The 26,719-nt window shown below is 63.4% G+C and carries 29 protein-coding genes; 18 read left to right on the top strand and 11 right to left on the bottom strand.

Annotation, left to right across the window (positions count from 1 at the left end):
- Positions 1-14: 14 nt before the first annotated feature.
- Genes lysW through V5N12_RS02420 form a run of 9 tightly spaced genes read left to right on the top strand, consistent with a single transcriptional unit; the run spans position 15 to position 6,734 of the window.
- Positions 15-179: a lysine biosynthesis protein LysW gene (gene lysW / locus V5N12_RS02460; RefSeq protein WP_332897572.1), complete on the top strand. Its 165-nt coding sequence runs from the start codon at positions 15-17 to the stop codon at positions 177-179.
- 42 nt (positions 180-221) lie between these two features.
- Entirely contained in the window at positions 222-1,082 is an 861-nt protein-coding gene (lysX, locus tag V5N12_RS02455) for a lysine biosynthesis protein LysX (protein WP_332897571.1), read from the top strand.
- Positions 1,082-2,125 carry an N-acetyl-gamma-glutamyl-phosphate reductase gene (gene argC / locus V5N12_RS02450; protein ID WP_332897570.1) on the top strand — a complete coding sequence of 348 codons (1,044 nt, stop codon included), beginning with the start codon at positions 1,082-1,084 and terminating at the stop codon, positions 2,123-2,125. The genes lysX and argC overlap by 1 nt, the downstream gene beginning before the upstream one ends.
- Positions 2,126-2,950, top strand: coding sequence for an acetylglutamate/acetylaminoadipate kinase (locus tag V5N12_RS02445; protein ID WP_332897569.1), 825 nt, complete (start codon positions 2,126-2,128; stop codon positions 2,948-2,950).
- On the top strand, positions 2,947-4,074 hold the full coding sequence (locus tag V5N12_RS02440; protein WP_332897568.1) for an aspartate aminotransferase family protein: 1,128 nt from the start codon (positions 2,947-2,949) through the stop codon (positions 4,072-4,074). Before V5N12_RS02445 ends, V5N12_RS02440 begins: the two co-directional genes overlap by 4 nt.
- The gene (locus V5N12_RS02435) at positions 4,071-5,108 is read left to right on the top strand and encodes a [LysW]-lysine hydrolase (protein ID WP_332897567.1); all 1,038 of its coding nucleotides are present in this window, start codon (positions 4,071-4,073) and stop codon (positions 5,106-5,108) included. The genes V5N12_RS02440 and V5N12_RS02435 overlap by 4 nt, the downstream gene beginning before the upstream one ends.
- Positions 5,105-6,010: an ornithine carbamoyltransferase gene (gene argF / locus V5N12_RS02430; RefSeq protein ID WP_332897566.1), complete on the top strand. Its 906-nt coding sequence runs from the start codon at positions 5,105-5,107 to the stop codon at positions 6,008-6,010. Before V5N12_RS02435 ends, argF begins: the two co-directional genes overlap by 4 nt.
- A gap of 31 nt (positions 6,011-6,041) precedes the next feature.
- A complete protein-coding gene (locus V5N12_RS02425) occupies positions 6,042-6,293 on the top strand; it encodes a hypothetical protein (protein WP_332897565.1) in 252 nt (83 codons plus the stop codon).
- Between the two features lie 48 nt (positions 6,294-6,341).
- Positions 6,342-6,734 carry a helix-turn-helix domain-containing protein gene (locus V5N12_RS02420; protein WP_332897564.1) on the top strand — a complete coding sequence of 131 codons (393 nt, stop codon included), beginning with the start codon at positions 6,342-6,344 and terminating at the stop codon, positions 6,732-6,734.
- 16 nt (positions 6,735-6,750) lie between these two features.
- Here the strand turns inward: V5N12_RS02420 and V5N12_RS02415 are convergent, their stop codons facing one another.
- Positions 6,751-6,930: a hypothetical protein gene (locus V5N12_RS02415; protein ID WP_332897563.1), complete on the bottom strand. Its 180-nt coding sequence runs from the start codon at positions 6,928-6,930 to the stop codon at positions 6,751-6,753.
- Positions 6,931-7,038: 108 nt separating this feature from the next.
- Between V5N12_RS02415 and thrC the strand changes: the two genes are divergently transcribed.
- Positions 7,039-8,298 (top strand): threonine synthase, encoded by a 1,260-nt coding sequence (gene thrC / locus V5N12_RS02410; protein WP_332897562.1) that lies wholly within the window; start codon positions 7,039-7,041, stop codon positions 8,296-8,298.
- A 105-nt stretch (positions 8,299-8,403) separates the two neighbouring features.
- Positions 8,404-8,682, top strand: a complete 279-nt coding sequence (locus V5N12_RS02405) for a hypothetical protein (RefSeq protein ID WP_332897561.1) — start codon at positions 8,404-8,406, stop codon at positions 8,680-8,682.
- 57 nt (positions 8,683-8,739) lie between these two features.
- Here the strand turns inward: V5N12_RS02405 and serA are convergent, their stop codons facing one another.
- Positions 8,740-10,323, bottom strand: a complete 1,584-nt coding sequence (serA, locus tag V5N12_RS02400) for a phosphoglycerate dehydrogenase (RefSeq protein ID WP_332897560.1) — start codon at positions 10,321-10,323, stop codon at positions 8,740-8,742.
- A gap of 145 nt (positions 10,324-10,468) precedes the next feature.
- Between serA and serB the strand changes: the two genes are divergently transcribed.
- Entirely contained in the window at positions 10,469-11,104 is a 636-nt protein-coding gene (gene serB / locus V5N12_RS02395; RefSeq protein WP_332897559.1) for a phosphoserine phosphatase SerB, read from the top strand.
- On the opposite strand, the gene V5N12_RS02390 is transcribed toward serB, so the two are convergent.
- Entirely contained in the window at positions 11,101-12,390 is a 1,290-nt protein-coding gene (locus tag V5N12_RS02390; protein WP_332897558.1) for an O-acetylhomoserine aminocarboxypropyltransferase/cysteine synthase family protein, read from the bottom strand. The genes serB and V5N12_RS02390 overlap by 4 nt on opposite strands.
- A gap of 128 nt (positions 12,391-12,518) precedes the next feature.
- Between V5N12_RS02390 and V5N12_RS02385 the strand changes: the two genes are divergently transcribed.
- Positions 12,519-12,764, top strand: coding sequence for a hypothetical protein (locus V5N12_RS02385; RefSeq protein WP_332897557.1), 246 nt, complete (start codon positions 12,519-12,521; stop codon positions 12,762-12,764).
- Here the strand turns inward: V5N12_RS02385 and metX are convergent, their stop codons facing one another.
- From metX to V5N12_RS02370, 3 genes are all read right to left on the bottom strand, one after another.
- Positions 12,765-13,961 carry a homoserine O-acetyltransferase MetX gene (metX, locus tag V5N12_RS02380; RefSeq protein ID WP_332897556.1) on the bottom strand — a complete coding sequence of 399 codons (1,197 nt, stop codon included), beginning with the start codon at positions 13,959-13,961 and terminating at the stop codon, positions 12,765-12,767.
- Positions 13,958-15,229, bottom strand: a complete 1,272-nt coding sequence (locus tag V5N12_RS02375) for an O-acetylhomoserine aminocarboxypropyltransferase/cysteine synthase family protein (RefSeq protein WP_332897555.1) — start codon at positions 15,227-15,229, stop codon at positions 13,958-13,960. The genes metX and V5N12_RS02375 overlap by 4 nt, the downstream gene beginning before the upstream one ends.
- A gap of 87 nt (positions 15,230-15,316) precedes the next feature.
- Complete coding sequence (locus tag V5N12_RS02370; protein ID WP_332897554.1) at positions 15,317-16,399, bottom strand: type IV pilin N-terminal domain-containing protein; 1,083 nt, start codon at positions 16,397-16,399, stop codon at positions 15,317-15,319.
- Between the two features lie 188 nt (positions 16,400-16,587).
- On the opposite strand from V5N12_RS02370, the gene V5N12_RS02365 reads away from it, so the two are divergent.
- Positions 16,588-17,784: an MFS transporter gene (locus V5N12_RS02365; protein ID WP_332897553.1), complete on the top strand. Its 1,197-nt coding sequence runs from the start codon at positions 16,588-16,590 to the stop codon at positions 17,782-17,784.
- A gap of 1 nt (position 17,785) precedes the next feature.
- Here the strand turns inward: V5N12_RS02365 and V5N12_RS02360 are convergent, their stop codons facing one another.
- Complete coding sequence (locus V5N12_RS02360; RefSeq protein WP_332897552.1) at positions 17,786-18,958, bottom strand: pyridoxal-phosphate-dependent aminotransferase family protein; 1,173 nt, start codon at positions 18,956-18,958, stop codon at positions 17,786-17,788.
- 66 nt (positions 18,959-19,024) lie between these two features.
- On the opposite strand from V5N12_RS02360, the gene V5N12_RS02355 reads away from it, so the two are divergent.
- Both V5N12_RS02355 and ligA read left to right on the top strand, forming a co-directional pair.
- Positions 19,025-19,204 (top strand): hypothetical protein, encoded by a 180-nt coding sequence (locus tag V5N12_RS02355; protein ID WP_332897551.1) that lies wholly within the window; start codon positions 19,025-19,027, stop codon positions 19,202-19,204.
- A gap of 24 nt (positions 19,205-19,228) precedes the next feature.
- On the top strand, positions 19,229-21,292 hold the full coding sequence (gene ligA, locus V5N12_RS02350; RefSeq protein WP_332897550.1) for an NAD-dependent DNA ligase LigA: 2,064 nt from the start codon (positions 19,229-19,231) through the stop codon (positions 21,290-21,292).
- Here ligA and V5N12_RS02345 read toward each other — a convergent pair.
- Genes V5N12_RS02345 through V5N12_RS02330 form a run of 4 tightly spaced genes read right to left on the bottom strand, consistent with a single transcriptional unit; the run spans position 21,276 to position 23,730 of the window.
- On the bottom strand, positions 21,276-21,656 hold the full coding sequence (locus V5N12_RS02345) for a dehydratase (protein WP_332897549.1): 381 nt from the start codon (positions 21,654-21,656) through the stop codon (positions 21,276-21,278). The two genes, ligA and V5N12_RS02345, sit on opposite strands and share 17 nt — an antisense overlap.
- A gap of 38 nt (positions 21,657-21,694) precedes the next feature.
- On the bottom strand, positions 21,695-22,525 hold the full coding sequence (locus V5N12_RS02340; protein ID WP_332897548.1) for an ABC transporter permease subunit: 831 nt from the start codon (positions 22,523-22,525) through the stop codon (positions 21,695-21,697).
- Positions 22,522-23,430, bottom strand: coding sequence for an ABC transporter ATP-binding protein (locus tag V5N12_RS02335; protein WP_332897547.1), 909 nt, complete (start codon positions 23,428-23,430; stop codon positions 22,522-22,524). The genes V5N12_RS02340 and V5N12_RS02335 overlap by 4 nt, the downstream gene beginning before the upstream one ends.
- Positions 23,431-23,466: 36 nt before the next feature.
- Complete coding sequence (locus V5N12_RS02330; RefSeq protein ID WP_332897546.1) at positions 23,467-23,730, bottom strand: hypothetical protein; 264 nt, start codon at positions 23,728-23,730, stop codon at positions 23,467-23,469.
- Positions 23,731-23,808: 78 nt separating this feature from the next.
- Here V5N12_RS02330 and V5N12_RS02325 point away from each other — a divergent pair, with 78 nt between their 5' ends.
- The gene (locus tag V5N12_RS02325; protein ID WP_332897545.1) at positions 23,809-25,545 is read left to right on the top strand and encodes an excinuclease ABC subunit C; all 1,737 of its coding nucleotides are present in this window, start codon (positions 23,809-23,811) and stop codon (positions 25,543-25,545) included.
- A gap of 40 nt (positions 25,546-25,585) precedes the next feature.
- Positions 25,586-26,710 (top strand): SPFH domain-containing protein, encoded by a 1,125-nt coding sequence (locus V5N12_RS02320; RefSeq protein ID WP_332897544.1) that lies wholly within the window; start codon positions 25,586-25,588, stop codon positions 26,708-26,710.
- Positions 26,711-26,719 lie beyond the last annotated feature (9 nt).

The raw sequence follows: 26,719 nt of genomic DNA, 5'->3' as shown, positions 1-26,719 counted from the left end.
GAGGAGCAATCACCATGGCAGAATGTGTCGAATGTGGAGCCGATGTGGCGCTTCACGACGACTTAGAAATTGGCGAAATCGTAGATTGCACAACCTGTGGCGCTGAACTCGAAGTAGTGGACGTCAACCCGCCGGTCCTCGAGAAGGCCCCTGAGCTGGAAGAGGACTGGGGGGAGTAAATTGCAAGTCACGAACGCCCACACCACGACGAGGTGGCTCGCATGAACGTTGGCATCCTCTACTCGCGCATCCGCAAAGACGAGAAACTCCTGCTCGCAGAACTCCGCGAGCGCGGCCACGAGGTCACGAAAATCGACGTCCGCAAGGTGCAGTTCGGCCTGACCGAACCACCTGAAATCTTCGACGACATCGATATCGTCTTAGACCGCTGTCTCGCCACGAGCCGGAGCAAGTACGCAACCCAGTACGTCGCCGCCTACGGCATCCCGGTCATCAACAGCCCGGAGACCGCCGAGGTGTGCGCCGACAAAGCGAAAAACAGCCTCGCGCTCGCACAGGCAGGCGTCCCAACGCCCAAAACGGACGTAGCGTTCACCAAAGAGAGCGCGATGGAGTCCATCGAGAAGTTCGGCTATCCCTGCGTCCTCAAACCCGTCGTCGGGTCGTGGGGCCGCCTGATGGCCAAACTCGACTCGCGTGACGCAGCCGAAGCCATCTTAGAACACAAGGCAACGCTTGGCCACTACGAGCACAAGGTGTTCTACATCCAGGAGTTCGTGGACAAGCCCGGCCGCGACATCCGCGTGCTCGCAACCGACGGCGAACCCGTCGCCGCGATGGTTCGCAGCTCCGACCACTGGCTGACCAACGCCGCGAAGGGTGCGACAACCGAAGCGTTCGAACTCGACGACGAGGCACTCGAACTCGTCAAGAAGGCGAGTGACGCCGTCGGCGGCGGTTTGTTGGGAATCGACCTCATGGAGACCGGAGACGGATATACGGTCCACGAGGTCAACCACACCGTCGAGTTCAAGGCGCTCACCGACGCGACTGACGTGGACGTGCCCGCAAAGGTCGTCGACTGGCTCGAATCCAAGGTCAAGGTCGAGGTTCCTGCCTGATGAGCGAGCAACTCTCAGCCGCCGTCGTCGGCGGCTCCGGCTTTACCGGCGGCGAACTCCTTCGCCTGCTGACCGGCCACCCCGATTTTGAGGTGGCCCAGGCAACGAGCCGCCAATACGCGAACAAGTCCGTTGGGTCTGTCCACCCGAACCTTCGGGGCACTGACCTCCGGTTTTCTGCACCTGACGACCTCGAAAGCGTTGATATCCTGTTCGCCGCGACACCCCACGGCGTCTCGATGCAGCACATCGACGGCTTCCAAGAGGCCGCGGACACGGTCGTTGACCTGAGCGCGGATTTCCGCCTCGAGACCACAGACCAGTACGACCAGTGGTACGACGGCCACGAGCGCCCCGAGCTGCTGGAAAAATCGGTGTACGCACTGCCCGAACTCCACCGTGAGGACCTCCCCGGCGCGGACCTCATCGCCGCGGGTGGCTGTAACGCCACGGCGACGATTATGGGCCTCTACCCGTTGTTCGAAGCGGGCATCCTCGGCGGCGACGAACAGGTCGTCGTTGACGTGAAAGTCGGCTCCTCAGAGGGCGGTGCGAGCGGTGGGAAAGCCTCCTCGCACGCAGAGCGCTCGGGCATCGTCCGCCCGTACGCGCCTATTACCCACCGCCACGAGGCGGAAATCGAACAGGAACTCGGCCTTCGCGTTTCGTTTACCGTCCACGCCGTGGACATGATTCGCGGCGCATCGGCTACCTGCCACGTCTTCCCGAACGAGCGCGTCACGAAGGGCGACCTCTGGAAGGCCTACCGGGGAAGCTACGAGGACGAACCGTTCGTCCGGATGGCCGCTGGCGGCGGTGGCGTCTATCGTTACCCCGAACCCAAAGCCGTGGCCGGAACGAACTTCGCGGAAGTCGGCTTCGAACTCGACCCACGCAACAAGCGCCTCGTCGTGTTTTCGGCCATCGACAACATGATGAAAGGCTCCGCCGGACAGGCGATTCACGCGGCCAACATCGCCCTTGGCTTAGAGGAAACTGCGGGCCTCGACTTCCTCGGCCTGCACCCCGTGGGGGCACCGTAGATGGTCACCGTTGTCAAAATCGGCGGCGCTCGCGCGGTCAACCCCGAGGGCGCAGTCGCGGATATTGCGGACCTCGTCTCCCAAGGCGAACAGGTCGTCGTCGTCCACGGCGGCTCGACCGCCGTCGATGACACCTTAGAGCGCCTTGGTGAGGAACCCGAGTACGTCGAAACCCCCGGCGGCGTCGTCGGGCGGTTTACCGACGAAACCACCATCGAGGTGTTCAAGATGGTCATGCCCGGTCTGCTGAACACCGACCTCACGACGCTCTTACAGAACGAGGGCGTCAACGCGGTCGGCCTCTCCGGCGTCGATGGGAAACTCCTCACTGGACCTCGGAAGTCGGCCGTGCGCGTCGTAGAAGACGGCAAGAAGAAGATTCGTCGCGGCGACCACTCCGGGAAGATTACCGCGGTCAACGCGGACCTGCTCGAAACCCTGCTCGCAGCAGGCTACACGCCCGTTGCGACGGTTCCGATGCTCGCGGATGACGGGGTTCCCGTCAACGCGGATGCAGACCGGGCGGCCGCGGCGATTGCGGGCGCACTCGGCGCGACGCTCGTCGTCCTCACAGACGTGCCGGGCATCCTCGAAGACCCGGACGACGCATCAACACTCATCTCGCAGGCGACGACGCCCGAAGAGTTCGCCGTCATCGAAGACGCCGCAGAGGGGTTCATGACGAAGAAGGTCATGGCCGCGACTGAGGCACTCGAAGGCGGCGCGAGCGAAGTCGTCGTCGCAGACGCGAACGCAGAGGCACCACTCACCGCGGCCGTAAACGGCGGCGGTACCCACATCACCCCCGGCGCACTCCAGTCATGAGCGGCTTTGTCTTTTCAGAAAAACCGATTCGTATCGACTCAGGCAGCGGCGTCACCGTCACCGACGACGGCGGCACTGACTACCTCGACTTTGGCGCAAGCTACGCCTGCACGCCACTCGGCCACTGCCACCCGACGGTCACGGAAGCCGTCCAGCACCAAGCCGAGACGCTGACATACGTGCAGGCGTCGTACCCCGTTTCCGCCCGCGACGAGCTGTACGAGCGGCTCGCTGACCTCGCGCCGGGCGACATTTCGAACGTCTGGCTCTGCAACTCGGGCACGGAAGCCAACGAGGCGGCCATCAAGTTCGCCCGGAGTGCGACCGACAACACGAAAATCATCGCGGCCACCCGCGGGTTCCACGGCCGCACCGCAGGCGCGTTGTCTGCGACGTGGAAGAAGAAGTACAAAGCTCCCTTCGAGCCACTCGTAGACGACGTGGAGTTCGTCCCCTACGGCGACGAAGACGCACTGGACGAAGCCGTGGACGACGACACGGCGGCCGTCTTCCTCGAACCGATTCAGGGCGAAGGCGGCATCAATCCCGCCCCCGAGGGCTACCTGCAGGCGGCCCGTGATTTCACCGACGAGACGGGTGCGGCGCTCGTCTTCGACGAGATTCAGACCGGCCTCGGCCGGACGGGCACCCTCTGGGCGTGCGAGCAGTCAGGCGTTACCCCCGACATCCTCACGAGCGCGAAGGGCCTCGCAAACGGCCTCCCGGTCGGCGCGACGCTCGTCGCAGACTGGATTGCCGCAGACGCCGGGCCACACGGTTCGACGTTCAGCGGCGGCCCGGTCATCTGCGCGGCGGCCAACGCCACGCTCTCGACGCTCGTAGACGAGGAGATTCCCGCCCACGCAGCCGAGATGGGCGAGTACCTCACGAGCGAGTTAGAGAAAAAGGTCGGCGACACCGTCCGCGACATCCGCGGCGAAGGCCTGATGATTGGTGTCGAGGTCAAACGCGGCGCGAACCGCATGCTCCGCGACCTCGCGCTTGACCACCAGATTCTCGCCCTCCCCGCAGGGCGGACTGTCGTGCGGTTCCTCCCGCCGCTCATCATTGAGGAGGAACACGCCGACACGGTCGTAGACGCCCTCGCAGAGATACTGCAATGACCGACGCGCAAACCATCCTTTCAGATCTCGTTTCGATTCCCTCGGTGAGCGGCGACGAAGCCGCCGCCGCAGAGCGCCTCGCTGCCTACTTCGAAGAACACGACCGCGAGGTGTGGATAGACGAGGTTGGCAACGTCCGCGCACCCGCAGACGACAGCGTGCTGCTCACCTCGCACATCGACACCGTCCCCGGCGAGATTCCCGTCGAAATCGCCCCCGCCGAAGACGGCTCGGGCGACGCGCTCTGGGGCCGGGGGAGCGTGGACGCGACAGGGCCGCTCGCGTCGATGGCCGCCGCGGCCGTCTCGACCGGCGTGAGCTTCGTCGGCGTGGTGCGCGAGGAGACCGATTCCCTCGGCGCACGCCACCTCGTCGAAACGCGCGAAACGGTCCCCGATGCCGTCATCAACGGCGAGCCGAGCGGCTGGAACGGCATCACGCTCGGCTATCGGGGCTTCCTACCCGGGACGTACATCGCCACGAGCGAGTCCGGGCACACCTCGCGGCCGGAGAACAACGCGCTGCAGGACGCCATCGCGTGGTGGAGCGCCGTCGCAGAGGAGTTTTCAGTACCCGACGACACGCCCGTCTTCGAGCAGGTGACGGCGAAGCCGACCGACTTCCACGGCGGCACGTCCGAAGACGGCCTCGCCGTCGAAGCCACCGCGACCATCCAATTTCGCATCCCGCCGAGTCTCACCGCAGACGACATCCGTGAGATTGCGGAAACTCACCTGCACACGGGCACGATAACGTGGCGTCGCCACATCCCGCCCGTGATGATGAGTCCGCGCACCGAGGTCGCCCGTGCCTTTCGTGTGGCGATTCGCGCCGAAGGTGGACAGCCACGCTTGCTCCGGAAAACCGGCACGAGCGACATGAACATCTTCGCCGGGGAGTGGGACTGCCCGATGGTGACCTACGGCCCCGGCAACTCGGACTTAGACCACGCACCGAACGAACACCTGCCGCTCGCCGAATACGACCGCGCGGTGTCGGTGCTCGAAGCTGTCTGTAAAAAACTCAAATCATGACCCGTCACTTCCTCGATATCGACGACCTTTCGACTGCCGAACTGGACACCGTCCTCGACACCGCGGCTGACCTGAAAGCCGCCGTCGAAGCCGGAGAAGCCCACGAGCATCTGGAGAACCAAACGCTCGGGATGCTGTTCGAAAAACCGAGTACGCGAACCCGTATCTCCTTCGAGACGGGCATGACCCAACTTGGCGGCCACGCCATCTTCCTCGGCCCCGAGGACATCCAGTTGAGCCGCGGCGAACCGCTCAAAGACACCTCGCGGGCGGTGTCGCGCTACGTCGATTTCCTCATGGCGCGTGTATTCGAGCATGCAGACCTCGTGGAACTGGCCGAGTACGCAGACGTGCCGGTCGTAAACGGTCTCACCGACGACGCCCACCCGTGCCAGACGCTCGCGGATTTGCTCACCATCAAAGAGCGCTTCGACGGCTTCGAAGATGTCTCCGTCGCGTGGGTCGGTGACGGCAACAACGTCGCCCAGTCCTTTGTTTTGGGCGCGGCGATGGTTGGCCTTGACGTGACCGTTGCCACCCCCGAGGGCTACGAGATAGCCGAAGCGGTGATTGGCACCGCAGCGGGCCTCGGACAGGCCCCCGAAACCACAAACGACCCCGACGACGCCGTCGCGGGTGCGGACGTGGTGTACACCGACGTCTGGGTGAGCATGGGCCAAGAGGACCAGCGCGCGATGAAGCTCGAAGCGTTCGACGGCTTCCAGCTCAACGAGACGTTCCTCGACGACGACACGCTCATCATGCACTGTCTCCCTGCCCACCGGGGCGAGGAGATTACCGACGCGGTAATCGAATCCGACCGGTCGATTGTCTGGCAGCAGGCCGAAAACCGGATGCACGCCCAGAAGGCACTGCTCACGTTCCTCGCGGACGCCGAGTGACTGATATGACCCGGTCGCGTCTTTTCTGCCAATGGCGTCACCCCTCGTCGTCGATGCAGGCGAACTGACCGCAGACGAGATTCTCGCGGCAATCCGCGACGGCCAGCGCGTCGTGGTGAAAACCTCGCTGTTCGGCACGCCGAAGCAAATCACCCTCCGGTACGACGGCAACATCTTCTACTGCGACACGCCGACGCGCCTGCACAAACACACGACCGAAGCCGAGATGCGAACCTGCATTCTAAAACACGGCTACACCAGCGACGCGTCAGAATCGCAGTGAGGTGCCGGTAACGCCGGGATTTATTCACGACCCAGACATATCCCAGCCATGGTATCGGCCGAACCAGACCCCCAACGGTTTCGTGATTTGATGGTCGGCGGTGAGCCGGGCTTCGAGGGCGTGATGACGTGCGTATTCGGCATCCAGACCCACGAGAGTCGCACATATCTCATATTGCTGGAAAACCCCGGCAGCACCGTCGCCGAACTCGCAGACAAAATGGAGCGCGACCGGAGCAACGTGAACCGCTCGCTCGCCACGCTGCTCGACAAAGGCCTTGCAATGCGCGAACGCCGCCTGCTCGATGGCGGCGGCCACGTCTATCAGTACACCGCAACCGACCTGCCCGAAGCCCGCGAACTCATGCACAAGACTCTCGATGAGTGGGCCGCCTACGTCCACAACCGTATTGACGAGTTCGGTGAGGAAACACAGGCGTAGACGGCACGTCTAACAGTCACTGGGTTGCGCTCAGCTTCAGGAACTGCGGGACTGCGACGGCTTCGAGAACCGCCATTCCGTACGCGACCAACTGAACCGTTCCGTGGAGAAACAAGAACGCGACAAGTGCGATTGCCACCGCGCTGCTGAGACCAATACCGTACCGGAGAGCCGGATTTTCGAGTGGAGAGCTCATATGAGAACCAAATGGTGTCTGTGAATTAACAATTTTCATTCGAGAACGACTGCCCGAATCTTACACTAATCGCCTCCTTTTTGCACGCCCAGCGCTTTGGCGCGGACAATGACGAATCTCCAGTTGGAACCGGACTCCGAGGTTCCCGATGTAGCCGACGACGGCGTTTGGCTCGCGTGTATCGAGTGTGGCGAAGCCCTCGCACCGTTCGACGACATCCTCTACACCTGTCCCAAGTGCGACGGCCTGCTCGAAGCGCGCTACGACTCCTATCCCACCTTCGACGACTTCTCGGGGAGCGGCGTCTGGCGCTACCGGGAGACCATGCCCGTCGAGATGGGCGTCACCCTGCAAGAGGGCAACACGCCACTGTACCCGGTCCCCGAAATCGAGGACGAGGTTGGCGTCGAGTACCTCCGCGTCAAACACGAAGGTATGAACCCAACAGGGAGTTTCAAAGACCGCGGCATGACCGTTGGCGTGCAGGTCGCCCGCGTCCTCGGCGTAGACCGCCTCGCGTGTGCGAGCACCGGAAACACCTCCGCCGCACTCGCCGCCTACGGCACCCGGTCGGGCCTCGAAACGCTCGTCTTGCTTCCGGCAGGCAAAGTCGCCGCCGGAAAGGTCGCCCAAGCCAGCCTCCACGGTGCGCGCATCCTCGAAGTCGACGGGAATTTCGACACCTGCCTCGATATCGTCTCCGACCTCGCAGACCGCGGGGAGGCGTACCTGCTCAACTCGCTGAATCCGTTCCGCCTCGAAGGCCAGAAGACGATTGGCTTAGAAATCCTCGAATCGGTGCGCGACGAAACCGGCGCGTTCCCCGACCGCATCGTCCTCCCCGTCGGCAACGCCGGGAACACCGCAGCGCTCTACAAGGCGTTCCGCGAACTCGTCGCATCCGGCGAGTTGGCCGAAGACGAGGTGCCGAAATTAACTGGTGTGCAGGCAGAAGGCGCCGCACCGATGGTCGAAGCCATCGAGAACGGCGCGGACGAAGTCACGCGCTGGGATGAAGTCGAGACGAAGGCGACGGCCATCCGCATCGGCAACCCCGTGAACGCGCCGAAAGCCCTGCCGGGCATTCGCGCGACGGGCGGGACGGCCATCGCCGTCTCCGACGAGGAGATCACCGACGCCCAGCGGTCGCTCGCCGAAGAAGGCGTGGGTGTCGAACCTGCGAGCGCGGCATCGGTTGCGGGCCTGCGCAAACTCCGCGCACAGGGCGTCGTGTCCGCAGACGAGCGCGTAGTCTGTCTCACGACGGGTCACCTACTCAAAGACCCCGATGCCGCCGCAGCGGCGGGCCGCGACCCCGAACCCGTCCCCGGCACGACCGAAGGCGTTCTCGACCACCTGCAGGGCTAAACCGAGCGACTGCGCGACGATGTGAGACGGACGTGTGCCTCTCGTCTCACACTCGTCTGACTGACATTCATGTGGGTGTGTGTCATACTCTAAATTCCCTGACTCATGTCCCAACGAAGTCGGCTCGACAATCCGCGTGGGGTGGATGGCGACCTCTCTTCCAACCAACGCGCACTGTATCAGACGAGAATTGCGGCGCTCAAAGGTCATATCGCAAGCCTCGAAGCAGAACTCAAGGCCGCAGAACAGCGCACCGAGGCAATCGTAGACCAGTACGAACAGATTCTCGAAACACGCACGAGGCACCCAGAAAACAAGAACTCGGACTCCCACCGAACAGGCCAGAGCGCGAAAGACCGCGTTCAGTCGTTCCTGACCCGATAACACCGCACCGCCCCAGACTCCCGGCGGGGTGGACAAAACAGCGTCTGCGTCTTTTGCTTAGTCGTCGAGCGTAATCGTGCGAATCTCGATGATGCGCTCGTCGTTCTCGATGGTTGCCTTGTCCTCTGGCGTGAGTTCGTCGTCCAGATTGTACACCGAGAGTGCTTCCCCGCCGATAGTTTCGCGGGCGTTGAACATCCCCGCGATGTTGATTTCGGCGTTGCCGAGCACCGTCCCGATAAACCCGATAACGCCGGGTGCGTCGTAGTTGCGCGCGACGAGCATCTGGCCGTGTGGGATGGCGTCCACGCGGTAGCCGTCGATGCGGACAATGCGCGGGTCGTTGCCCGCGAACAGCGTGCCGGAGACGCTGAGTTCGTCGCCTTCCGTGTTCCCGACGGTGACGGTGATGAGACTCTGGAAGTCCTCTGACTGGTGGGACTTCGATTCGACCACGTCGATGCCGCGCTCCTCTGCGATGCGCGGGGCGTTGACGGCGTTGACCTGCCATTCGAGCGGCTCGAACACGCCCTTGAGGGCGCTCGCGGTGACGAGGTCGATGTCTTCTGCGGCGATGTCGCCCGCGTAGGTGATTTCGACCTTGCCGATGCGGTCACCGTAGAGTTGGGCGGCGACCTTGCCCGCGGTATCTGCGAGTTCGATGTACGGCTTGACCCGTGGGAAGGCGCTCGCGTCCATCGACGGCGCGTTGAGCGCGTTCATGACCGGCTCCTCTGCGAAGGCGGCGATAATCTGGTCTGCGATGCTGGTCGAGACGCTCTCTTGGGCGGCTTCCGTGCTCGCGCCGAGGTGGGGCGTGACGACGACGCTATCGACCGAGAGCAGCGGGTTGTCCGGCGAGATTGGCTCGTCTGCGAACACGTCGATGGCCGCGCCCTTGAGGACGCCGTCTTCGCAGGCGGCGGCAAGCGCGGCTTCGTCCACGATGCCCCCGCGGGCGCAGTTGACGACGTAGCCACCTTCGAGTTGGGCGAGTTCTTCTTCGCCAATCAGGTTCGCCGTCTCGGGCGTGAGCGGCGTGTGGATGGTGAGGAAATCAGCCTGCGAGAGACAGTCGTCTAACTCCACGAGCTCCGCGCCAATCTGGGCGGCGCGCTCTTCTGAGATGTACGGGTCGTAGGCGACGAGGTCCATGCCGAGTGAGCCGAGACGCTTTGCGACCTCTTGGCCGACGCGCCCGAGGCCGAGGATGCCGAGCGTCTTGCCGTTGACTTCGGTGCCGAGGTAGTCGCCTTTGGCCCACTCGCCTGCCTTCAGACGGATGTGGGCTTGGGGGATGTTGCGGGCGGCGGCGAACGCCATGGCGACGGTGTGCTCTGCGGCGGCGCGGACGTTGCCCTCCGGCGCGTTTGCGACGATGACGCCGTGGTCGGTGGCGGCGTCGATGTCGATGTTGTCGACGCCAATCCCGGCGCGACCAACGATGATGAGGTTGTCTGCGGCTTCGAACACGTCGGCGGAAACCTCGGTTCCAGACCGGACGATAAGCGCGTGAATATCGGCGACCGCATCGAGGAGTGCATCGCCCTCGACGTCGTACGCCGTCTCTACTTCGTGGCCCGCTTCACGGAGTTGCTGAAGCCCGGCCTCAGCGATAGGATCCGTGACGAGTACGTTCATGTGTCGGGAGAACAGGGCGCGAAGGTTAACGCTTTCTTCATTCGCGGAAAATGCCGCGTTCTCGCCGCGGTAGCACACGACTTCGGCGATGGGCGATGTCTGCCGAAGACACAATGCTCAAGTCTCGTCACCCGGGCGATTTCGTATGGAACTTGTCGCGTTCGACTTCGACGGCACGCTTTCGGATTCGGAGATGACCGTCCTGCTCGGTGAGCGCTGTGGCGTCGCAGCGGAGATGGCGGACATCACCGAACGGGCGATGAACAACGAACTCAGCTACGCAGAGAGTCTGCGCTCGCGGGCAGACCTGCTCTCCGGACTCGCGGACGAAGAAGCGCAGAAAGCGTTCGACAAGGTGCGCCTGCGACCCGGTGCGGCAGACCTCATCCGCGACCTGCGCGAAGCGGGCGTCCACGTCGCAATCTTGACTGGTGGTTTCGAGCGCGGCGTCGAAGCGGCACTCGCCCGCGAAGGCGTCTCGGTCGATACCATCATCGCAAACCGGCTGCTCGTCGCAGACGGCGTGCTCACCGGCGAGGTGGAGGGGCCGCTCATCGAGGGCACGAAAGACACGGCGCTCGAAACGCTAACCTCAGACCTCGGCATCGACCTCCGGGACACGGTGGCCGTTGGTGACGGCGCGAACGACCTTCCGATGCTCAAAGTCGCCGGGCTGTCGATTGGCTACCTGCCGAAACCAGCCGTTCGTCCGCACTGTCAAATCGTCGTCGCGCGGATGGACCGCCTGCAAAAAGTGCTCGCAGAAGACGGCGTCCTCTAGTTCGAGGCCGCTTCGATTGCCTGGTCTAAGTCCGCGAGAATGTCGGCTGGGTCTTCAAGCCCGACCGAGAGGCGGACGAGGTCGGGGCGGACGCCGCTCGATTCTTTCTCTTCTTCGGTGAGCTGTTGGTGCGTCGTACTCGCCGGGTGGATGATGAGCGTCTTCGCGTCGCCCACGTTTGCGAGCAGGCTTGCGAGTTGCGTCGATTCGGTCATCTTCTTGGCCGTGTCGTAGCCACCGTCTATGCCGAAGGTGAGCATGCCGCCGTAGCCACCGTTCAGGTACTTCGTGGCGTTGTCGTGGGTTTCGTGGCTTTCTAAGCCGGGGTAGGTGACCCACGACACGTCGGGGTGGTCCTCAAGGAACTCGGCGACGATGAGCGCGTTCTCGCAGTGGCGCTCCATGCGCAGCGGTAAGGTCTCCAGCTTCTGGAGGACGTTCCACGCGTCAAACGGCGACTGTGGGTTGCCGAGGTCACGAAGCCCGCGGGCGAGCGCGGTGACGGTGAACGCGGCCTCGCCGAATCGCTCGCGGAAGTTCACGCCGTGATACGCCGGGTTGTCCTCGGTGATTTCGGGGTAGTCGCCGTCTTCCCACGGGAAGGTTCCGGAGTCGATGAGCGCGCCGCCAATCGTCGTGCCCGCGCCGGTAATCCACTTCGTGGTCGAGTGCCAGATGAGGTCTGCGCCGTGTTCGAACGGGTTGCACAGATACGGCGTGGCAAACGTGTTGTCCACGAGCAGGGGTACGTCGTTGTCGTGCGCGATATCGGCAAGCCGCTCGAAGTCAGGCGTCACGAGCGCGGGATTGCCAATCGTCTCGACGTGGACGTAGGCGGTGTCCTCGTCGATGGCCTCTGCGTAGCCCTCGTAGTCGAGCGGGTCGACGAACGTCGTGTTGACGCCTCGTCGCGGTGCTGAGTGGCTGAGATACGTGTGCGTGCCGCCGTAGATGGCCGACGACGAGACGACGTTTTTGCCCTGTTCTGCGAGGACGAAGTTCGCGAGGTCGAACGCGGCCATCCCCGAGGACGTGGCGAGCGCGCCGACGCCGCCTTCGAGCGAGGCGAGGCGCTCTTGGAGCATCGAAACGGTCGGGTTCATCAGCCGCGAGTAGATGTTGCCCTCCTCTTCTAAGGCGAAGAGGCGGGCGGCGTGGTCTGCGTCGTCGAACACGTATGAGGTCGTCTGGTGAATCGGTGGTGCGCGTGCGCCGGTCGCCGGGTCCGGTTCCTGGCCTGCATGCAGGCTCCGGGTGGCGAAACGTGGAGTATGCTCGTCTGACATTGTTCGTGCCGGTATTATTTCCACAGGTAATATAAAAGTACGCACTATGCTTTGCAATAATTGCCCGAGACTATGACACGTGACGGAAGTGCGAACGTTTAGGAGTCGTCCGGCGAATGAGAATGGATATGCTTCGGGCGATTTCGCGGCGGCTTGTGGGCGTGGTGAGTGACTACCCACTCAAAACGGCGGGACTCATCGCGGTGCTCGCAGGCGGGCGCGTCGCCTATCGGTCGCTCTCTATGGCAGTTGCGGAGACAGAATCAGCCGCGATGGGGCTGACGCCGAGTCACGTCATCGAGTTCGCAAGCGCACAACCGGCCTACGCGCTTGCCGTGGTCGTCGGCCTCGCGCTCATCGCCCGCGCCGAGTAATCACTTCCCGAACAGGCTCGTGTGGACGGGCGCAAACTGTCGGTCTGATTTGCTTGAGATCGTGTCGGTCACGGCCTTGCCGGAGACGCCAGCTTCGAGGAAATCTGCGAGCGGCGGGCCGACTTTTTCTGGCTCCACGAGGAACGCGTCGTGGCCGTGGTCTGAGGTGATCTTGTGGTGGGCCGTCGGCGTCTCTCCCTGTCGGAAAGCAACGGCGAGCGTCTCTGCCTGTTCGGTCGTGAAGTGCCAATCGCCGGTAAACGAGAGGACGAGTGCCTCGCCGGTGAACGCCGCGAGTGCGTCGGCGTCGGACTCGAATCCCGCAGACAGGTCGTAGTTGTCCATCGCCCGCGTCAGGTAGAGGTAGCTGTTGGCGTCGAAGCGCTCGACGAATTTTTCTGCCTGATAGTCGAGGTAGGACTCCACGTCGCGATACGGGAAGAAACCGGCTGCCGGGTCGACCGGGAAGGCGTCGCGGGCGGCGTCTCTGCCCGCAGACCGGCGGCCGAACTTCCGGTCCATCGAGTCCTTCGAGAGATACATCGTGTGCCCGATTTGGCGGGCGAGCGCGAGGCCGTACTTCGGCGGGTCGCCCCCGTAATACTCACCGCCGTTCCAGTTCGCGTCGGTGGTGATTGCCCGGCGCGCAATCGCATCGAGCGCGAGACACTGCGGGTCGAGGCGGGCGGCGGTCGCTACCGCGACGATGCGGTCTACGTGGTCTGGGTGCTGTTTCGCCCAGTCGAGGGCGTTCATGCCGCCAACGCTCCCGCCGACGACGGCGTGGAGGTTCGGCACCCCGAGGTGGTCGAGCAGTTCGCGCTGGGCGCGGGTCCAGTCACCGACGGTCACCGGCGGGAAGTCGGTTCCCCACGGCTCACCGTCCGGCCTCTCGCTCGACGGCCCGCTCGACCCGTAGCACGACCCCGGCACGTTCGCGCAGACGACGAAGTACTCGGTCGTGTCGATGGCTTTGCCCGGCCCGACGATGTCGTCCCACCACGCCGTCGCCTGCCCGCCGTGGCTGGCCCGCCTGAGTCCGGAGACGTGCGCACTGCCCGTGAGCGCGTGACAGACGAGCACCGCGTTGTCACCCGTAAAGTCGCCGTAGGTTTCGTAGGCAATCTCCAGATTCGGGATGGACTCGCCACACTCGAACTCGAATTCCCCCAATTGCGCGACGCCGTCGTCGCTCATGGCAGCGCCTCCGCGAGGTCTGTGATGATGTCATCGACATCCTCGATACCCACCGAAAACCGCACGAGGTCGGGGCTGACGCCGCTTTCGAGCTGTTCTTGCTCGGTGAGTTGGGCGTGGGTCGTCGAGGCCGGATGGATGATGAGCGTCTTCGAGTCACCGACATTCGCAAGGAAACTCGCCAGTTTCGTCTCCTCACACAGCCGCTTTGCGGCGTCGTAGCCGCCCTTCGGCCCGAACGCAATCATGCCACCGTAGCCGCCGTCTAAGTATTTGGAGGCGTTGTCGTGCGTTTCGTGGCTGTCGAGGCCGGGGTAGGCGACCCAGTCGATGGCTGGATGGGCGTCTAAGAACTCGGCAACTGCCTGTGCGTTCTCGCAGTGGCGCTCCATCCGAAGCGGGAGCGTCTCGATACCTTGCAGGGTAAGCCACGCGTTGAACGGCGACTGGCCGCTCCCGGTTGTCCGCACGGCGCGGTGGCGGGCGGCTTCGACGAGCGCACGGTCGCCAAACCGTTCGGTGAAGTTCGTCCCGTGGAAGGCGGGGTTCGGTTGGCCGACTTCGGGGTAGTCGCTCCAGTCGAAATCGCCGCCTGCGATGAGCGTGCCACCGACGGTGGTTCCAGAGCCGTGGAGCCATTTGGTGGTCGAGTGCCAGATGAGGTCTGCGCCGTGCTCGAACGGATTGCACAGATACGGCGTCGCGAACGTGTTGTCCACGAACAGCGGCGCGCCGTTTGCGTGGGCAATCTCCGCGATGCGTTCGAGGTCGGGCGTCACGAGTGCCGGATTCGAGATGCTCTCGACGTGGACGTAGGCGGTGTCCTCATCGATGGCCTCGGCGTAGGCGTCGTAGTCGAGCGTCGGGACGAAGCGTGGCTCAATCCCGCGGTTTCCGGCGGTATTGGAAAAGTACGAGTGGGTGCCGCCGTAGATAGAGGCCGCAGAGACGATGTTGTCGCCGGGGCGGGCGAGCGTGGTGGTTGCGGCGTCCAAGGCGGCCATGCCCGCGGAGGTGGCGAGCGCCGCGCTCCCGCCTTCGAGCGCGGTGAGCCTGGCTTCGAGCATGGCGGTCGTCGGGTTTGAAAAGCGCGAGTAGATGTTCCCCTCTTCTTCGAGGGCAAACCGGGACGCAGCCGTCGCGGCGTCCTCGAACACGTACGAGGTCGTTTGGTAGATAGGTGGGGCGCGCGCCCCTGTCGCGGGGTCTGGTTCCTGTCCCGCGTGGAGACAGCGCGTAGAGAAACCCGGCCACTCAGAGTGAGTCATGTGTGAGACTCATATTCCCGGAGCTTTCTATAACTGTGAGTATAGGCAAAACCTGCACTCGCCCGCTAAAAAGTCGCGCAAATCGCCTTACGCAGCACAGATGATGGTGCGGTGTGAGCGCACGTCACTGATTTGGGAGTTCTCGACTACGTTCTCGGTCTCGGTGGTCTCTTCGAGCCGCGACATGCTCACGAGCACGACCGCGTCCTGGAAATCAGCCAACTCGCTGTCGAGGTCTTTGGTTCCGAGTTCGAAGAGGAAAATCGCCTCGTTCTCTTCGAGGCTTATCTTCCCGTCAACGATGTAGTTTTTGACGTATTCCTCTGCATTGGACTGGTCATTGAACCCTTCGATGTCTGGCACTTCATCGCCGTCGCGCAACACGAGCACCCGTTCGGTCTCTTTGGTAGACCGGACAGTGTGCACCCCGCTTGCTTTGACGGAGATTGCTTCACCCGCGCTCCGCCCGACGAACTCCGTGGTTCGTGGGTTCTCGCCGTCGTTCACGTCGCCGGCCCACGGAACGAGGGCGTCGTCACCGACGGTGAATTCGATATTCACAGGGATGTTAGAACCGTCGTGTTTCGTCAGAGCCGTTCCGAGCAGCGTGACCTCAGCATCGTAGTCAGCACCGGGCACGACCGCACCATCGACGATGTTGAAGTCGTCTTTCGTGATGGGCACGATTTGGTCTTCGCGGTCAACCGGAACCGTCCGCTTTGCGATGATAGACGAGCGCTTTTCGTCTTGTTTGTGCACCACGTACACGTCGAGGTACTCACCACCGCTTGCACAGACTTCTTCGCCCGAGAGCGAGACAGACAACACTTCACCGCCCGTCCAGAACCCGTCTGCCACGTCACCGGTTTTCGGGATGGCGTGGCGCGTCGTGTGCGAGCCGTCTCGCACGAGAATCTCTAAGTCCTCGACGTTCGCCTGTTGGCCACCCTCGTGGTAAAACAGCAAGTCGGCGTAGGTCTGGTCGCCGACCTGTGACGCACGAGCCGCGTCAGTCATTATTATCACTGGTGCTGGACCGCCCGCTGCGTCGGTCATTCCATACATCATCCCCGTCGTAAGCGCAGCCGAGAGAATGGTCACCGCAACCATCGTAATCACCCCCACCAGTGGCGACATCCCCCGGTCTGACCTGCGAATATCAAATCGCATGTCTCTGTCCCCTGTCCCCACATTCGCGTGAGAATCATATCGTAAATCAGGAAATACCATAATTAGAGACGTACTAATTGACGAGATAGACCTGTCAGGAAGAACGTTCACGTCGAGCGTTTTCTCACTGAAACGGTCGTCCCACTGCGAACACAGAGATTTAGCCCGTTCAGGTTCTTCCTACCCACATGGTCGGGACAGACCGGATACGCCTCGCACTCGTCGTGTTCGTCGTGTTGTTCGCGCAGGTGCTGCTCTACCCCGGCGTCCCGGACTTACTCGCGGCCCTCGGCGCGACCACGAGCCTCGACGCGGGAATGTGGTTTCTCACGGCCGAATTTCTGGGTTTCGTCCTCTTTGCGGGCGTCTGGGGGAGTTTGAGCGACTCGACGGGACGGCGAGCACCCTACATCGCCCTTGGCGCGCTCGGTGGGGCAGTTGGCTACGCCATGCTCGCCGTCCTCCCCGTGGTCGGCATCACCGCCTTCGGAGCCGTGCTCGTCCTTCGATTCGTCCAAGGCGCGGTCACCATCGCCGCCTTCTCGCTCGCCATGACCATGCTGATGGATTTGGACGGCGGCCATGGCAAGAACATGGGCGCGGCGGGCATCGCCATCGGCCTTGGCACTGCCCTCGGCGCACCACTCGGCGGCAGACTCACCACAATAGACCCACTCGCACCCCTCTACCTCGCAAGCGGCCTGCTCGCCCTCGTGGCCGTGCTCACAATATTCGTCACCGACCGCGCCCCGAAGAACCACGACGGCGTCGCAGCCACCCTTTCGGGCCTCAAGAAGACGCCCGTCCTCCTCCTGCCCTACGCCTTTGGCTTCATCGACCGCCTCACGGCGGGCTTTTTCGCCCTCGTCGGGACGTTCTACTTCCGGACCGCGTTCGGCTTAGACGCCGCCCAGACGGGCCTCGTGCTCGCGCTGTTTTTCGTCCCGTTTGCCCTGCTTCAGTACCCCTTTGGCGTACTCTCAGACCGAATCGGGAGAGTCGGGCCGGTCGTCGTTGGTTCGGGCCTGTATGGGGTGGCCGTCATCGCCGTTGGCCTCGCCTCCAGCCTGAACGCCGCCCGCGTCGGCATGGTCGTCGTCGGCGTCCTTGGCGCGCTCATGGCCCCGGCGACGATGGCGCTCGTAAACGACCTCTCGCGGGACACCGAACGCGGCGTCGCCATGGGCGGGTTCAACATCTTCGGCTCGATTGGGTTTCTCACGGGCATCGTCGTCGGCGGCGCGGTGGCCGATGCCTACGGCTTCCTCGCCGCGTTCCTCGTCGCAGGCGGGCTGGAAATCGCCATCGCGCTGCTCACGATTCCGGTGTTCGTCCGCCTAAAACTCGAAAAACAGTCGCTGTTCGGCGCGGAAGCCGGACGCTGAGTTAGTCGTCCAGTTCAGCGCGGGCGGCCGAAAGGGCGGCCTCGGTGTCCGCATCGACGCCGACGTCGGTCATGGCCTCGCCAATCGTCCGAATCCCGCGCAGAATCTGGTCGTCATCGAGGTTGCCCATGTTCGAAACGCGGAAGATGTGCCCACCGAGGTGCGCCTGTCCGCCGCTGATGGAGACGTTTCGCTCGTTGACCGCGTCGAAAAAGTCGCTCGGTGCTTCTTTGACCGACTCGGGCAACGCGACCGACGTGAGCGTGTTCGAGTAGGCCGAATCCTCGTTGAGCGAGGCGAAAAGCGAGAGGCCCATCGCCTCGAAGCCAGCACGGAACGCCGCGGACTGGCGGCGGTGGCGGGCGATGCGCGTCGGCATCGTCTCGTCTTCGATTTGCTCGACGGCGACTGCGAGCGACCGAAACAGCGGGACGGCGCTCGTAAACGGCGTCTGGTGGGACTCGGCTTTGCGAAGATGCCAGTCTAAGTCCTCGTAGAACGGTGCGCCGTCGCCGTCGATGTGCTCAACGGCGCGGTCTGCGACGTACATCGCGCTCACGCCCGGCGGCGCGGCGAGCGCCTTCTGGGAGTCGGTGATGGCGATATCGACGTTCCAGTCGTCGATTTTGAACACGTCGCCGCCGATGCTGGTGACGCCGTCTACGACGAAGCGGGCGTCCGCGGCGGCGGCGAGTTCGCCGACCTGTTCGACCGGGTTCAACACGCCCGTCGAGGTCTCGTTGTGCACCATCGTGACCACGTCCGTATCGTCGGTGATGGCCTCGGCAACCTCGGCAAGGTCGAACGATTCACCCCACTCGATTTCGACGGCCGAAACCTGTGCGTGGCGGTCTGCGATGCGTTTGAACCGGCGGCCGAACTTCCCGTTTACGAGCGCGACGACCTCGCTGTCGTCGTCCGTGAGGTTCGCCACGGCGGCCTCCATGCCCATCGTGGCCGTGCCGTTCAAGATGAGGCTGGTTCCTCCTGCGGACGTAGAAGACCCGTCGAGTGTCGAACACTCGAAGATGTAAGAAAGGCCGTCCTGCGCGCGAGCGTAGGTGGCTTCGAATTCGGCCGAACGGTGAGAGACCATCGACCCGTCCATGGCTCTGCGTACCGCATCGGTGATCGGGACTGGTCCTGGGTTCAACAGGAGGAACTCCTCCGACATACCTCTCACTTTGAGGCCCAACAGATAACGCCTGTGGGTCTGACCAAGTGTCGCCAGTGTCAGGCCATGTTCACACACAAAGCCCCCACATGCTTCGGCAACCCGCTCATCATACGGTTCTATTTCGAGGAGAGCACGGGCGCCATCGTCTCGGTTGACCCCGACGCCGACCTCTACCTTCTCGCCGTTGCAAAGCGGTGTGCCGCCGAACTCGAAACTATCGAGACCCTCTCCCCGAGATTTTAACACCGGGCAACCAATCACGGAGTAATGACCGACGGCGACGACAATCCCTATCTCTCAGACCCCGTAGCCGAGTTTCGCCCGCTCGCAGAGTTGAGCGACGACGAGGCCCGCGAAGAGGTCGAACTGCTCCGCGAAGCCATCCGCTATCACGACCGACGCTACTACGTCGAGAACCAGCCAGTCATCGCAGACCGAACCTACGACGCCCTGTTCAGCCGCCTCCAAGACGTCGAAGATGCCTTCGACCTCTGGGCGGAAGACAGTCCGACACGCCGAGTCGGTGAGGAACCGTTAGACGAACTCGAAACCGTCGAGCACGTCGCTGCGATGAAGTCAATCGACTCTTCGGGCGAAGAAGCCGACGTGCGCGCGTTCGACCAGCGCATCCGCGATGCGGTGGGCGCAGTCGAGTATTTCTGTGAACCGAAATTCGACGGCCTCTCCGTCGAAGTCGTCTACGAAGACGGGCGCTACGAACGGGCCGCAACCCGCGGCGATGGCATCACCGGCGAGGACGTGACCGCAAACGTCCGGACGATTCGCTCTGTCCCCCAGCGCCTGCACGGCGACTTTCCGGACCGGCTCGTCGTGCGCGGCGAGGTGTACATGCCGCGCGACGCGTTTCAGGCGCACAACCGCGAGCGCATCGAGGCGGGCGACGACCCGTTTGCGAACCCGCGAAACGCGGCGGCGGGAACGCTGCGACAGCTCGACCCGAAGATTACCGCACAGCGCCCGCTCGACTGCTTTTTCTTCGACGTGCTCGATTCGACCCGGACATTCGAGACGCACGCCGCCCAACACGACCGGCTCCCCGAGTGGGGCCTCAAAGCCTCTGCTCGCTCGCGGTTGGTTCCTAGTATTGAAGACGCAATCGCCTACCGAAACGAGATACAGGACGCCCGCGACGAGTTGAACTACGAAATCGACGGCACGGTCATCAAGGTCAACGACCGGGCGGCTTGTGACGAGTTGGGCGAGACGGCTCGCGCCCCGCGCTGGGCGTTCGCCTACAAGTTCCCCGCCCGCACCGAGCAGACGCGCATCGCGGACATCGTGGTGCAGGTCGGGCGCACCGGCCGCCTGACGCCGGTTGCCCTGCTTGACCCCGTCGACGTGTCGGGCGTCACCGTCTCCAGAGCTACCTTGCATAACCCCGGCGAAATCGAGGCGATGAACGTGAACATCGGCGACGAAATCCGCATCGAGCGGGCGGGCGACGTGATTCCGTACGTCGCAGAAGTCGTCGAGAAACACTCAGAGGGACACTTCGCGTACCCCGACACCTGCCCGGTCTGTGACAGTCCAGTCGAACGCGACGGCCCGCTCGCCTTCTGTACCGGCGGCTTCGCCTGTCGCGCCCAACTCGAACGCGCCGTGGGCCACTACGCCAGCCGTGGGGCGCTCGACATCGAAGGCCTCGGCCAAGAGAAGGTCGTCCAACTCATCGAAGAAGGGCTGATTGAGACGATAGCCGACCTCTACACGCTCTCGCGCGACGACCTCGTAGAACTTGAGGGGTGGGGCGAAAAGAGCGCGGACAACCTGCTCTCTGAGTTAGACGCGGCGAAACACCCCTCGCTCTCAGCCTTCCTCGTCGGCCTCGGGATTCCGTCAGTGGGGCCGACCACCGCGCGGTCGCTCGCCCGCGAGTTCGCCACGCTCGACGCGATTATTGACGCGAGCGAAGAGGAATTACAGGAAGTAGATGACGTGGGCGAAACCGTCGCCGCGGACATTCACGCATTCTTTGCGAGCGAGGAAAACCGGCGCGTGATTGCCCAGCTACGCGAGCGCGGCGTCGAACCCGAGTCCGTCGAACGGGCGGGTGGCGACGAACTCGCTGGCCTCACCTTCGTGTTCACCGGCAGCCTGTCAGAGATGACGCGCAGCGAGGCCCAAGGGCTCGTCCAGCAACACGGTGCGAACGCGACGGGGAGCGTCTCGGGGAACACTGATTATCTCGTGGCCGGGGAGAATCCGGGAGCGAGCAAGACGAGCGATGCGGAGGCGAACGAGGTTCCGATTCTCGACGAAGACGCCTTCTGGGAACTGCTCGCAGGCGAGGGGGTTACTCCTTCCAAATAAGCCCCGAAACGTCTCCCGAAAGGACGGTCACGTCCTCGTCGTTGGTGCAGCCGAAGGTGGCGTCTATGTTGTAGCGGTCGTCGGCCTCGTTTATCGTATCGAGCGTCATCTCACAGGTGATTCGCTCGTCCGTATAGACCGGTCTGCGGAAGCGAAACGTCATCGTGTGGGCGAAAAAGTGGATGTCGCTACCGAGTTTCGTCGGCAAGGTGGCGGTGAGCAGTCCCTGCGCCATGAGCCGGCCCTCCTCGTCGGGTTCGGTGTGGCGGGGTTGGTCGTCGCCGGATAGCTCGCCAAACTGGCGGACGTCCGCGTGGGTGAAGGTGCGTTCGTAGGTGTGCGTGTCGCCTTCAGCAAGGTGCATTGGTGGGGACACGCCGGCCGAAACAAAAGGTGTGTGGCTTAGAGGTCTGCGCGCTCGAAGCGGAGATAGCCAAGTGCGAGCGGGATGAGCGCCCACGCGAAGAGGATGAGCAGGCCGAACCAGCCTTCGGCAAAGACGGACGTGACTTGTCCGGGCATCGAGACTCCGGCGTCGGCCGGGAGCACGAGCTTGATTGCGTTGCCGAACGCGGCGCTCGGGCTAATGTTCGTCAGGAACTGATACCAGCTCGGCGGTGGCCCTCGGAAGCCGAAGCTCCCGGTGATGGCGTAGTTGAGGAGCGTTGGGATGAGCCCCCAGAGGAACTCGAACAGGAGGAAAAAGCCGATGACGGCGGCGGTTGCCTTCGAGGAGGAACTGGTCGAAGCGGAGATGCCAACGCCGACGCTCACGAACACCGCACCGAACAAGAGCGTGAGGGCGGTGAACCCGAGGAACGTCGCGGGTGAGAACGAACTGTAGAGGGCAATCGCGATGACGGCGGCGAGGGCGAAGCCCGCGAGAATCGCCGTGGCGAGCACGCCAGAGCGACCGACCACCTTGCCGAGCACGACGTCACGGCGGGTGTGGGGCAGCGCGAGCAGGAACTTGAGACTCCCGCTCTCTCGCTCACCGACGATGGCTTTGTAGCCGACGATGAGGCCCGTAAGCGGGACGAGCGTGCCAACCGGCCCGAGCAAGAACACGATGAATCCGACCGCAGAGATGGCTTCGTTCGCTCCACTGAAGAATTCAGCAAAGATGTAGGCCGCACCGCCCGCGAACAGGACGAACAGCGTGGCAAGTGCGAGCAGCACTTTCGAGCGGATGGCGTCCGCGAAGTCCTTTTTGGCGACGGTGACGACGCTCATGCGGACACCTCCGTGTACGAGGCGAACAGGTCTTCGAGTGAGGCTTCTTTGGTCGAGAAGTCTTGGACGGTCGCGCCGTTGTCTTCGAGCGTGGTGAGGACGCGCGTCTTGCTCCCGTCTTCACACGAAACGGTGAGCGTGTCCTCGTCGTGGGTCACGTCGATGACCCCAGCGAGGTCGCGCACGGCGGCGAGTGCTTCGTTGGGGAGCGCACCGACCGTGATGACGAGGGTGGTTCCGGCGTCGGTCTCGTCGCGCAGGGCGTCGAGGGTGTCCTCTGCGACGAGTTCACCCTGTCTGAGAATCCCCACGCGGTCGCAGATGGCTTCGACCTGCTCTAAGATGTGACTGGAGAAGAACACGGTCGCGCCGCGGTCGCGCTCTTCGGTGATGATGCGGCGCATTTCGCGTGCACCGTTCGGGTCGAGACCAGTGGAGGGTTCGTCTAAGATGAGGAGGTCTGGACTGCCCGCGATAGCCATGGCGAGGGCGAGACGCTGGCGCATCCCTTTCGAGTAGCCGCCTGCTTTGCGGTCGCCGTCGCCTGCAAGCCCGACGCGTTTGAGCAGTGCGTCCGGGTCGTCGGTTGCGTTTTTCGACTCGATGGCGAACTCGACGTGCTTGCGCCCGGTGAGGCGGTTGTACACGGAGAAGCCTTCGGGGAGGACGCCCGTGTTCTGGCGGACGGCGAGGCTCTCTTGTTGGGCGTCGTGGCCGAGCACGGTGACCGTGCCGGCCGTTGGGCGGATGAAGTCTAAGAGGAGGTTGATGGTCGTCGATTTCCCCGCCCCGTTCGGGCCGAGAAAGCCATAAATTTCGCCTTGCTCGACACGTAACGAGAGTTGTTTCAGGGCGACCGTGTCACCGTATCGCTTGGTGACATCGGTCAGTTCAATAGCGGCCATAGTGGCTCATGTGTTGAGCGAGTGAAAAATTTTGTGTCACACCTCGTCCGTGGGGTTGTGACGCGCTGCCATCCGCGTCGCTTCCTTCTCGTATCGCTCACGGGTTGCTTCGTCTTCGACGGGATACACGTCGCTCGGGTCTACGTCGATGGCCGCGGTCACCGGAATCCGACCGAGTGCGCTCGCCGCCCGCTCTTTCGGGAGATGGCGAGTTCCGTCCTCGGTGGCGTACACGAGCGAAATGAGTCCCTTGTCGTCGTAGGTTCGGTGGACGAGCCAGAGGCGCAGCGAATCGGTCATGTCGGGTGGTCAGACCGCCCTGTGCTTGTATCCCACGGTAGCGAACGGTTGAAACGCTTCGAGATGTTCGAGTCAGGTATGGACGTGGCCGCCCTCCGTGAGCAGGCTGCAACACTGCCCACCGAGCCCGGTGTCTACCAGTTTTTAGCGGGCGGTACCACGCTCTACGTCGGAAAAGCGGTCAACCTGCGCGCTCGGGTGCGGTCGTACGCAGACCCCCGGAGCTACCGCATCGGTCAGATGGTCGAGTTGGCAGAAACGATCGACTACGCCGTCACCGACACCGAGACGCAGGCATTACTGCTCGAAGCGAATCTCATAAAGCGCCACCAACCGAAGTACAACGTCCGGCTGAAAGACGACAAATCCTATCCACTGGTCCAACTCACGGGCCACCAGTTCCCGCGCATCGAAGTCACGCGCGACCCCGAGGCTGGCGCGACCGTCTTCGGGCCGTACACCGACCGCCGACGCGTCGATGCAGTGGTGAAGGCCATCCGCGAAACCTACGGCATCCGCGGGTGTTCTGACCACAAGTTCGCAGGCCGAACCCGCCCGTGTATCGACTTCAACATCGGGCTGTGCACCGCGCCGTGTACCGGCGAAATCACCGAGGACGCCTACGTCGGGGACGTCGACGCTGTCATTCGATTTTTCGAAGGTGAAAGCGGCATCCTCACCGAACCGCTCGAAGCCGAGATGGAGCGCGCCTCGCTGAACCGGGAGTTCGAGCGCGCCGCCAACCTCAGAGACCGCCTCGAAGCCGCCAAACGGTTCCACGGCGGTGGCGGCGATGTCGTCGCCAAATCGGGCAGCGAGATGGTCGTGGACGTCCTCGGCGTGGTCATCGAAGGCGAGACCGCCACGGTTGCCCGCCTCCACAGCGAACGCGGCCAGCTCGTGGAGCGAAAACAGTACACGATGACCGCCCCAGAAGGTGGCGAAGAACGGGTGGCAGCCGTCCTCGCCGCGTTCATCCCGCAGTTCTACGCCGAACGCGAGTTACCGGACGCAATTTTGCTGCCCGAGCGCCACGAAGACCCGGAACTCGACCGGTGGCTGGAGGCAGAGGGCGTCTCGGTGCGGGTGCCGGGGGCGGGAAGGGAGGCGACGCTCGTTGATTTAGCGCTGAAAAACGCCCGCCGATCGCCTGCCACTGACGAGGGGAGAGCGCTCGGTGACGCCCTCGGCACGGGGCGCATCCGCCGCATCGAGGGGTTCGATGTGAGCCACGCACAGGGCAAAGCCGTCGTCGGAAGCAACGTCACGTTCGTCGATGGCTCTCCCGAGAAATCGGGCTACCGCCGGAAAAAACTCACCGACACGAACGACGACTACGCGAACATGCACGACCTCGTCCGGTGGCGGGCAGCCCGCGCCGTCTCGGGCAGAGACGACCGCCCCGACCCCGACCTCCTGCTCATCGACGGCGGGGAAGGGCAGTTGAACGCGGCGCGCGAGGCGCTCGCTGAGACCGGCTGGGACGTGCCCGCGATTGCGCTCGCAAAGGCCGAGGAACTCGTGATAACGCCCGATGGCACCTTCGACTGGCCGTCGAACGCACCGCAACTCCACCTGCTCCAGCGCGTGCGCGATGAATCGCATCGCTTTGCGGTGCAGTACCACCAGACGCTCCGCGACGAGGTGAAAACCGTTCTCGACGATATCCCGGGTGTCGGTCCCGAACTCAGGAAGCGACTCCTCCGGCGGTTCGGGAGCGTCGATGGCATCAAAGCCGCCTCAGTGCGCGAGTTGCAAACCGTCTCTGGCGTCGGGAAATCGCGGGCAGAGACCATCAAGCGCCGACTGCAGTAAGCGGGCCAACAATTAACTCAGTGACACGAGAATCGAGGGTATGGACAGTTTCTTCTACGAACTCGGAAAGCGCTCTACGGGCCCCGACCTGAGCGGCATCGGGCGAATCGTAGCCCTCGTCGTCGCCGCGTTTTTCATCCTCGGCTTTCTGAGCGTCCTCGACACCACCGCGATTCTCGGCATCCTCGCGCTCGGTGCAGCCGCCGTCATCGTCGCAAAGTCGGTCGTCATCGTCCAAGCCTACGAAAAGCAGGCGCTCACCATCTTCGGTGAGTTCCGCGAACTGCTCGGTCCCGGCATCCGGTTTGTCCCGCCGTTCGTCTCCCAGACCTACGCCTTTGACATGCGCACCCAGACGATGGACGTGCCCTCACAGGAGGCCATCACGCGCGACAACTCGCCGGTCGTCGCAAACGCCGTCATCTACCTCCGCGTGACCGACGCAAAGCGGGCGTTCCTCGAAGTGGACGACTACATGCGCGCCACGTCGAATCTGGCGCAGACCACGCTGCGAGCGGTGCTCGGGGATATGGCGCTTGACGACACGCTCTCCCGGCGACGCGAAATCAACGACCGCATCCGCCGCGAGTTAGAGGGGCCGACCGACGCGTGGGGCGTCCGCGTCGAAGCAGTCGAGGTGCAAGCCATCACGCCGAGCCAAGACGTGGTCGCCGCGATGGAAGAACAGACCTCCGCAGAACGCCGCCGCCGGGCGATGATTCTCGAAGCCCAAGGGGAACGCCGGAGTTCCATCGAGCGGGCGCAAGGGGACAAAAGCTCCTCGGTTATCCGCGCACAAGGGGAAAAACAGGCCCAGATGCTCGAAGCCCAAGGCGACGCGATTGCGACGACGCTCCGGGCGCGGGCCGCAGAGTCGATGGGTGAGCGTGCCGTCCTCGATAAGGGCTTAGAATCGCTCGAAGCCATCGGGACGAGCCCCTCGACCACATACATCATGCCCCAAGAACTCACCTCGCTCGTTGGGCGTTACGGCAAACACCTGACTGGGAGCGACGTGAGCGAGGGCGGTGAAGAGCTGCTGAGCCAAGCCTTCGACGCAGAAACCCGCGAGCTGCTCGGACTGGACGACATCGACGAGATTCTCCAGCAGGTCGAGACCACAGAAGTGAACCAACACGAAGTGACCGTCGAAGATACAAACTGACTTTCGGTA

This window comes from Haladaptatus sp. CMSO5, assembly GCF_036689885.1.
Classification (GTDB): Archaea; Halobacteriota; Halobacteria; order Halobacteriales; family Halococcaceae; genus QDMS2.
Note: the sequence above shows the minus strand (reverse complement) of the source record. Positions and strands in the feature narration are given on the sequence as shown.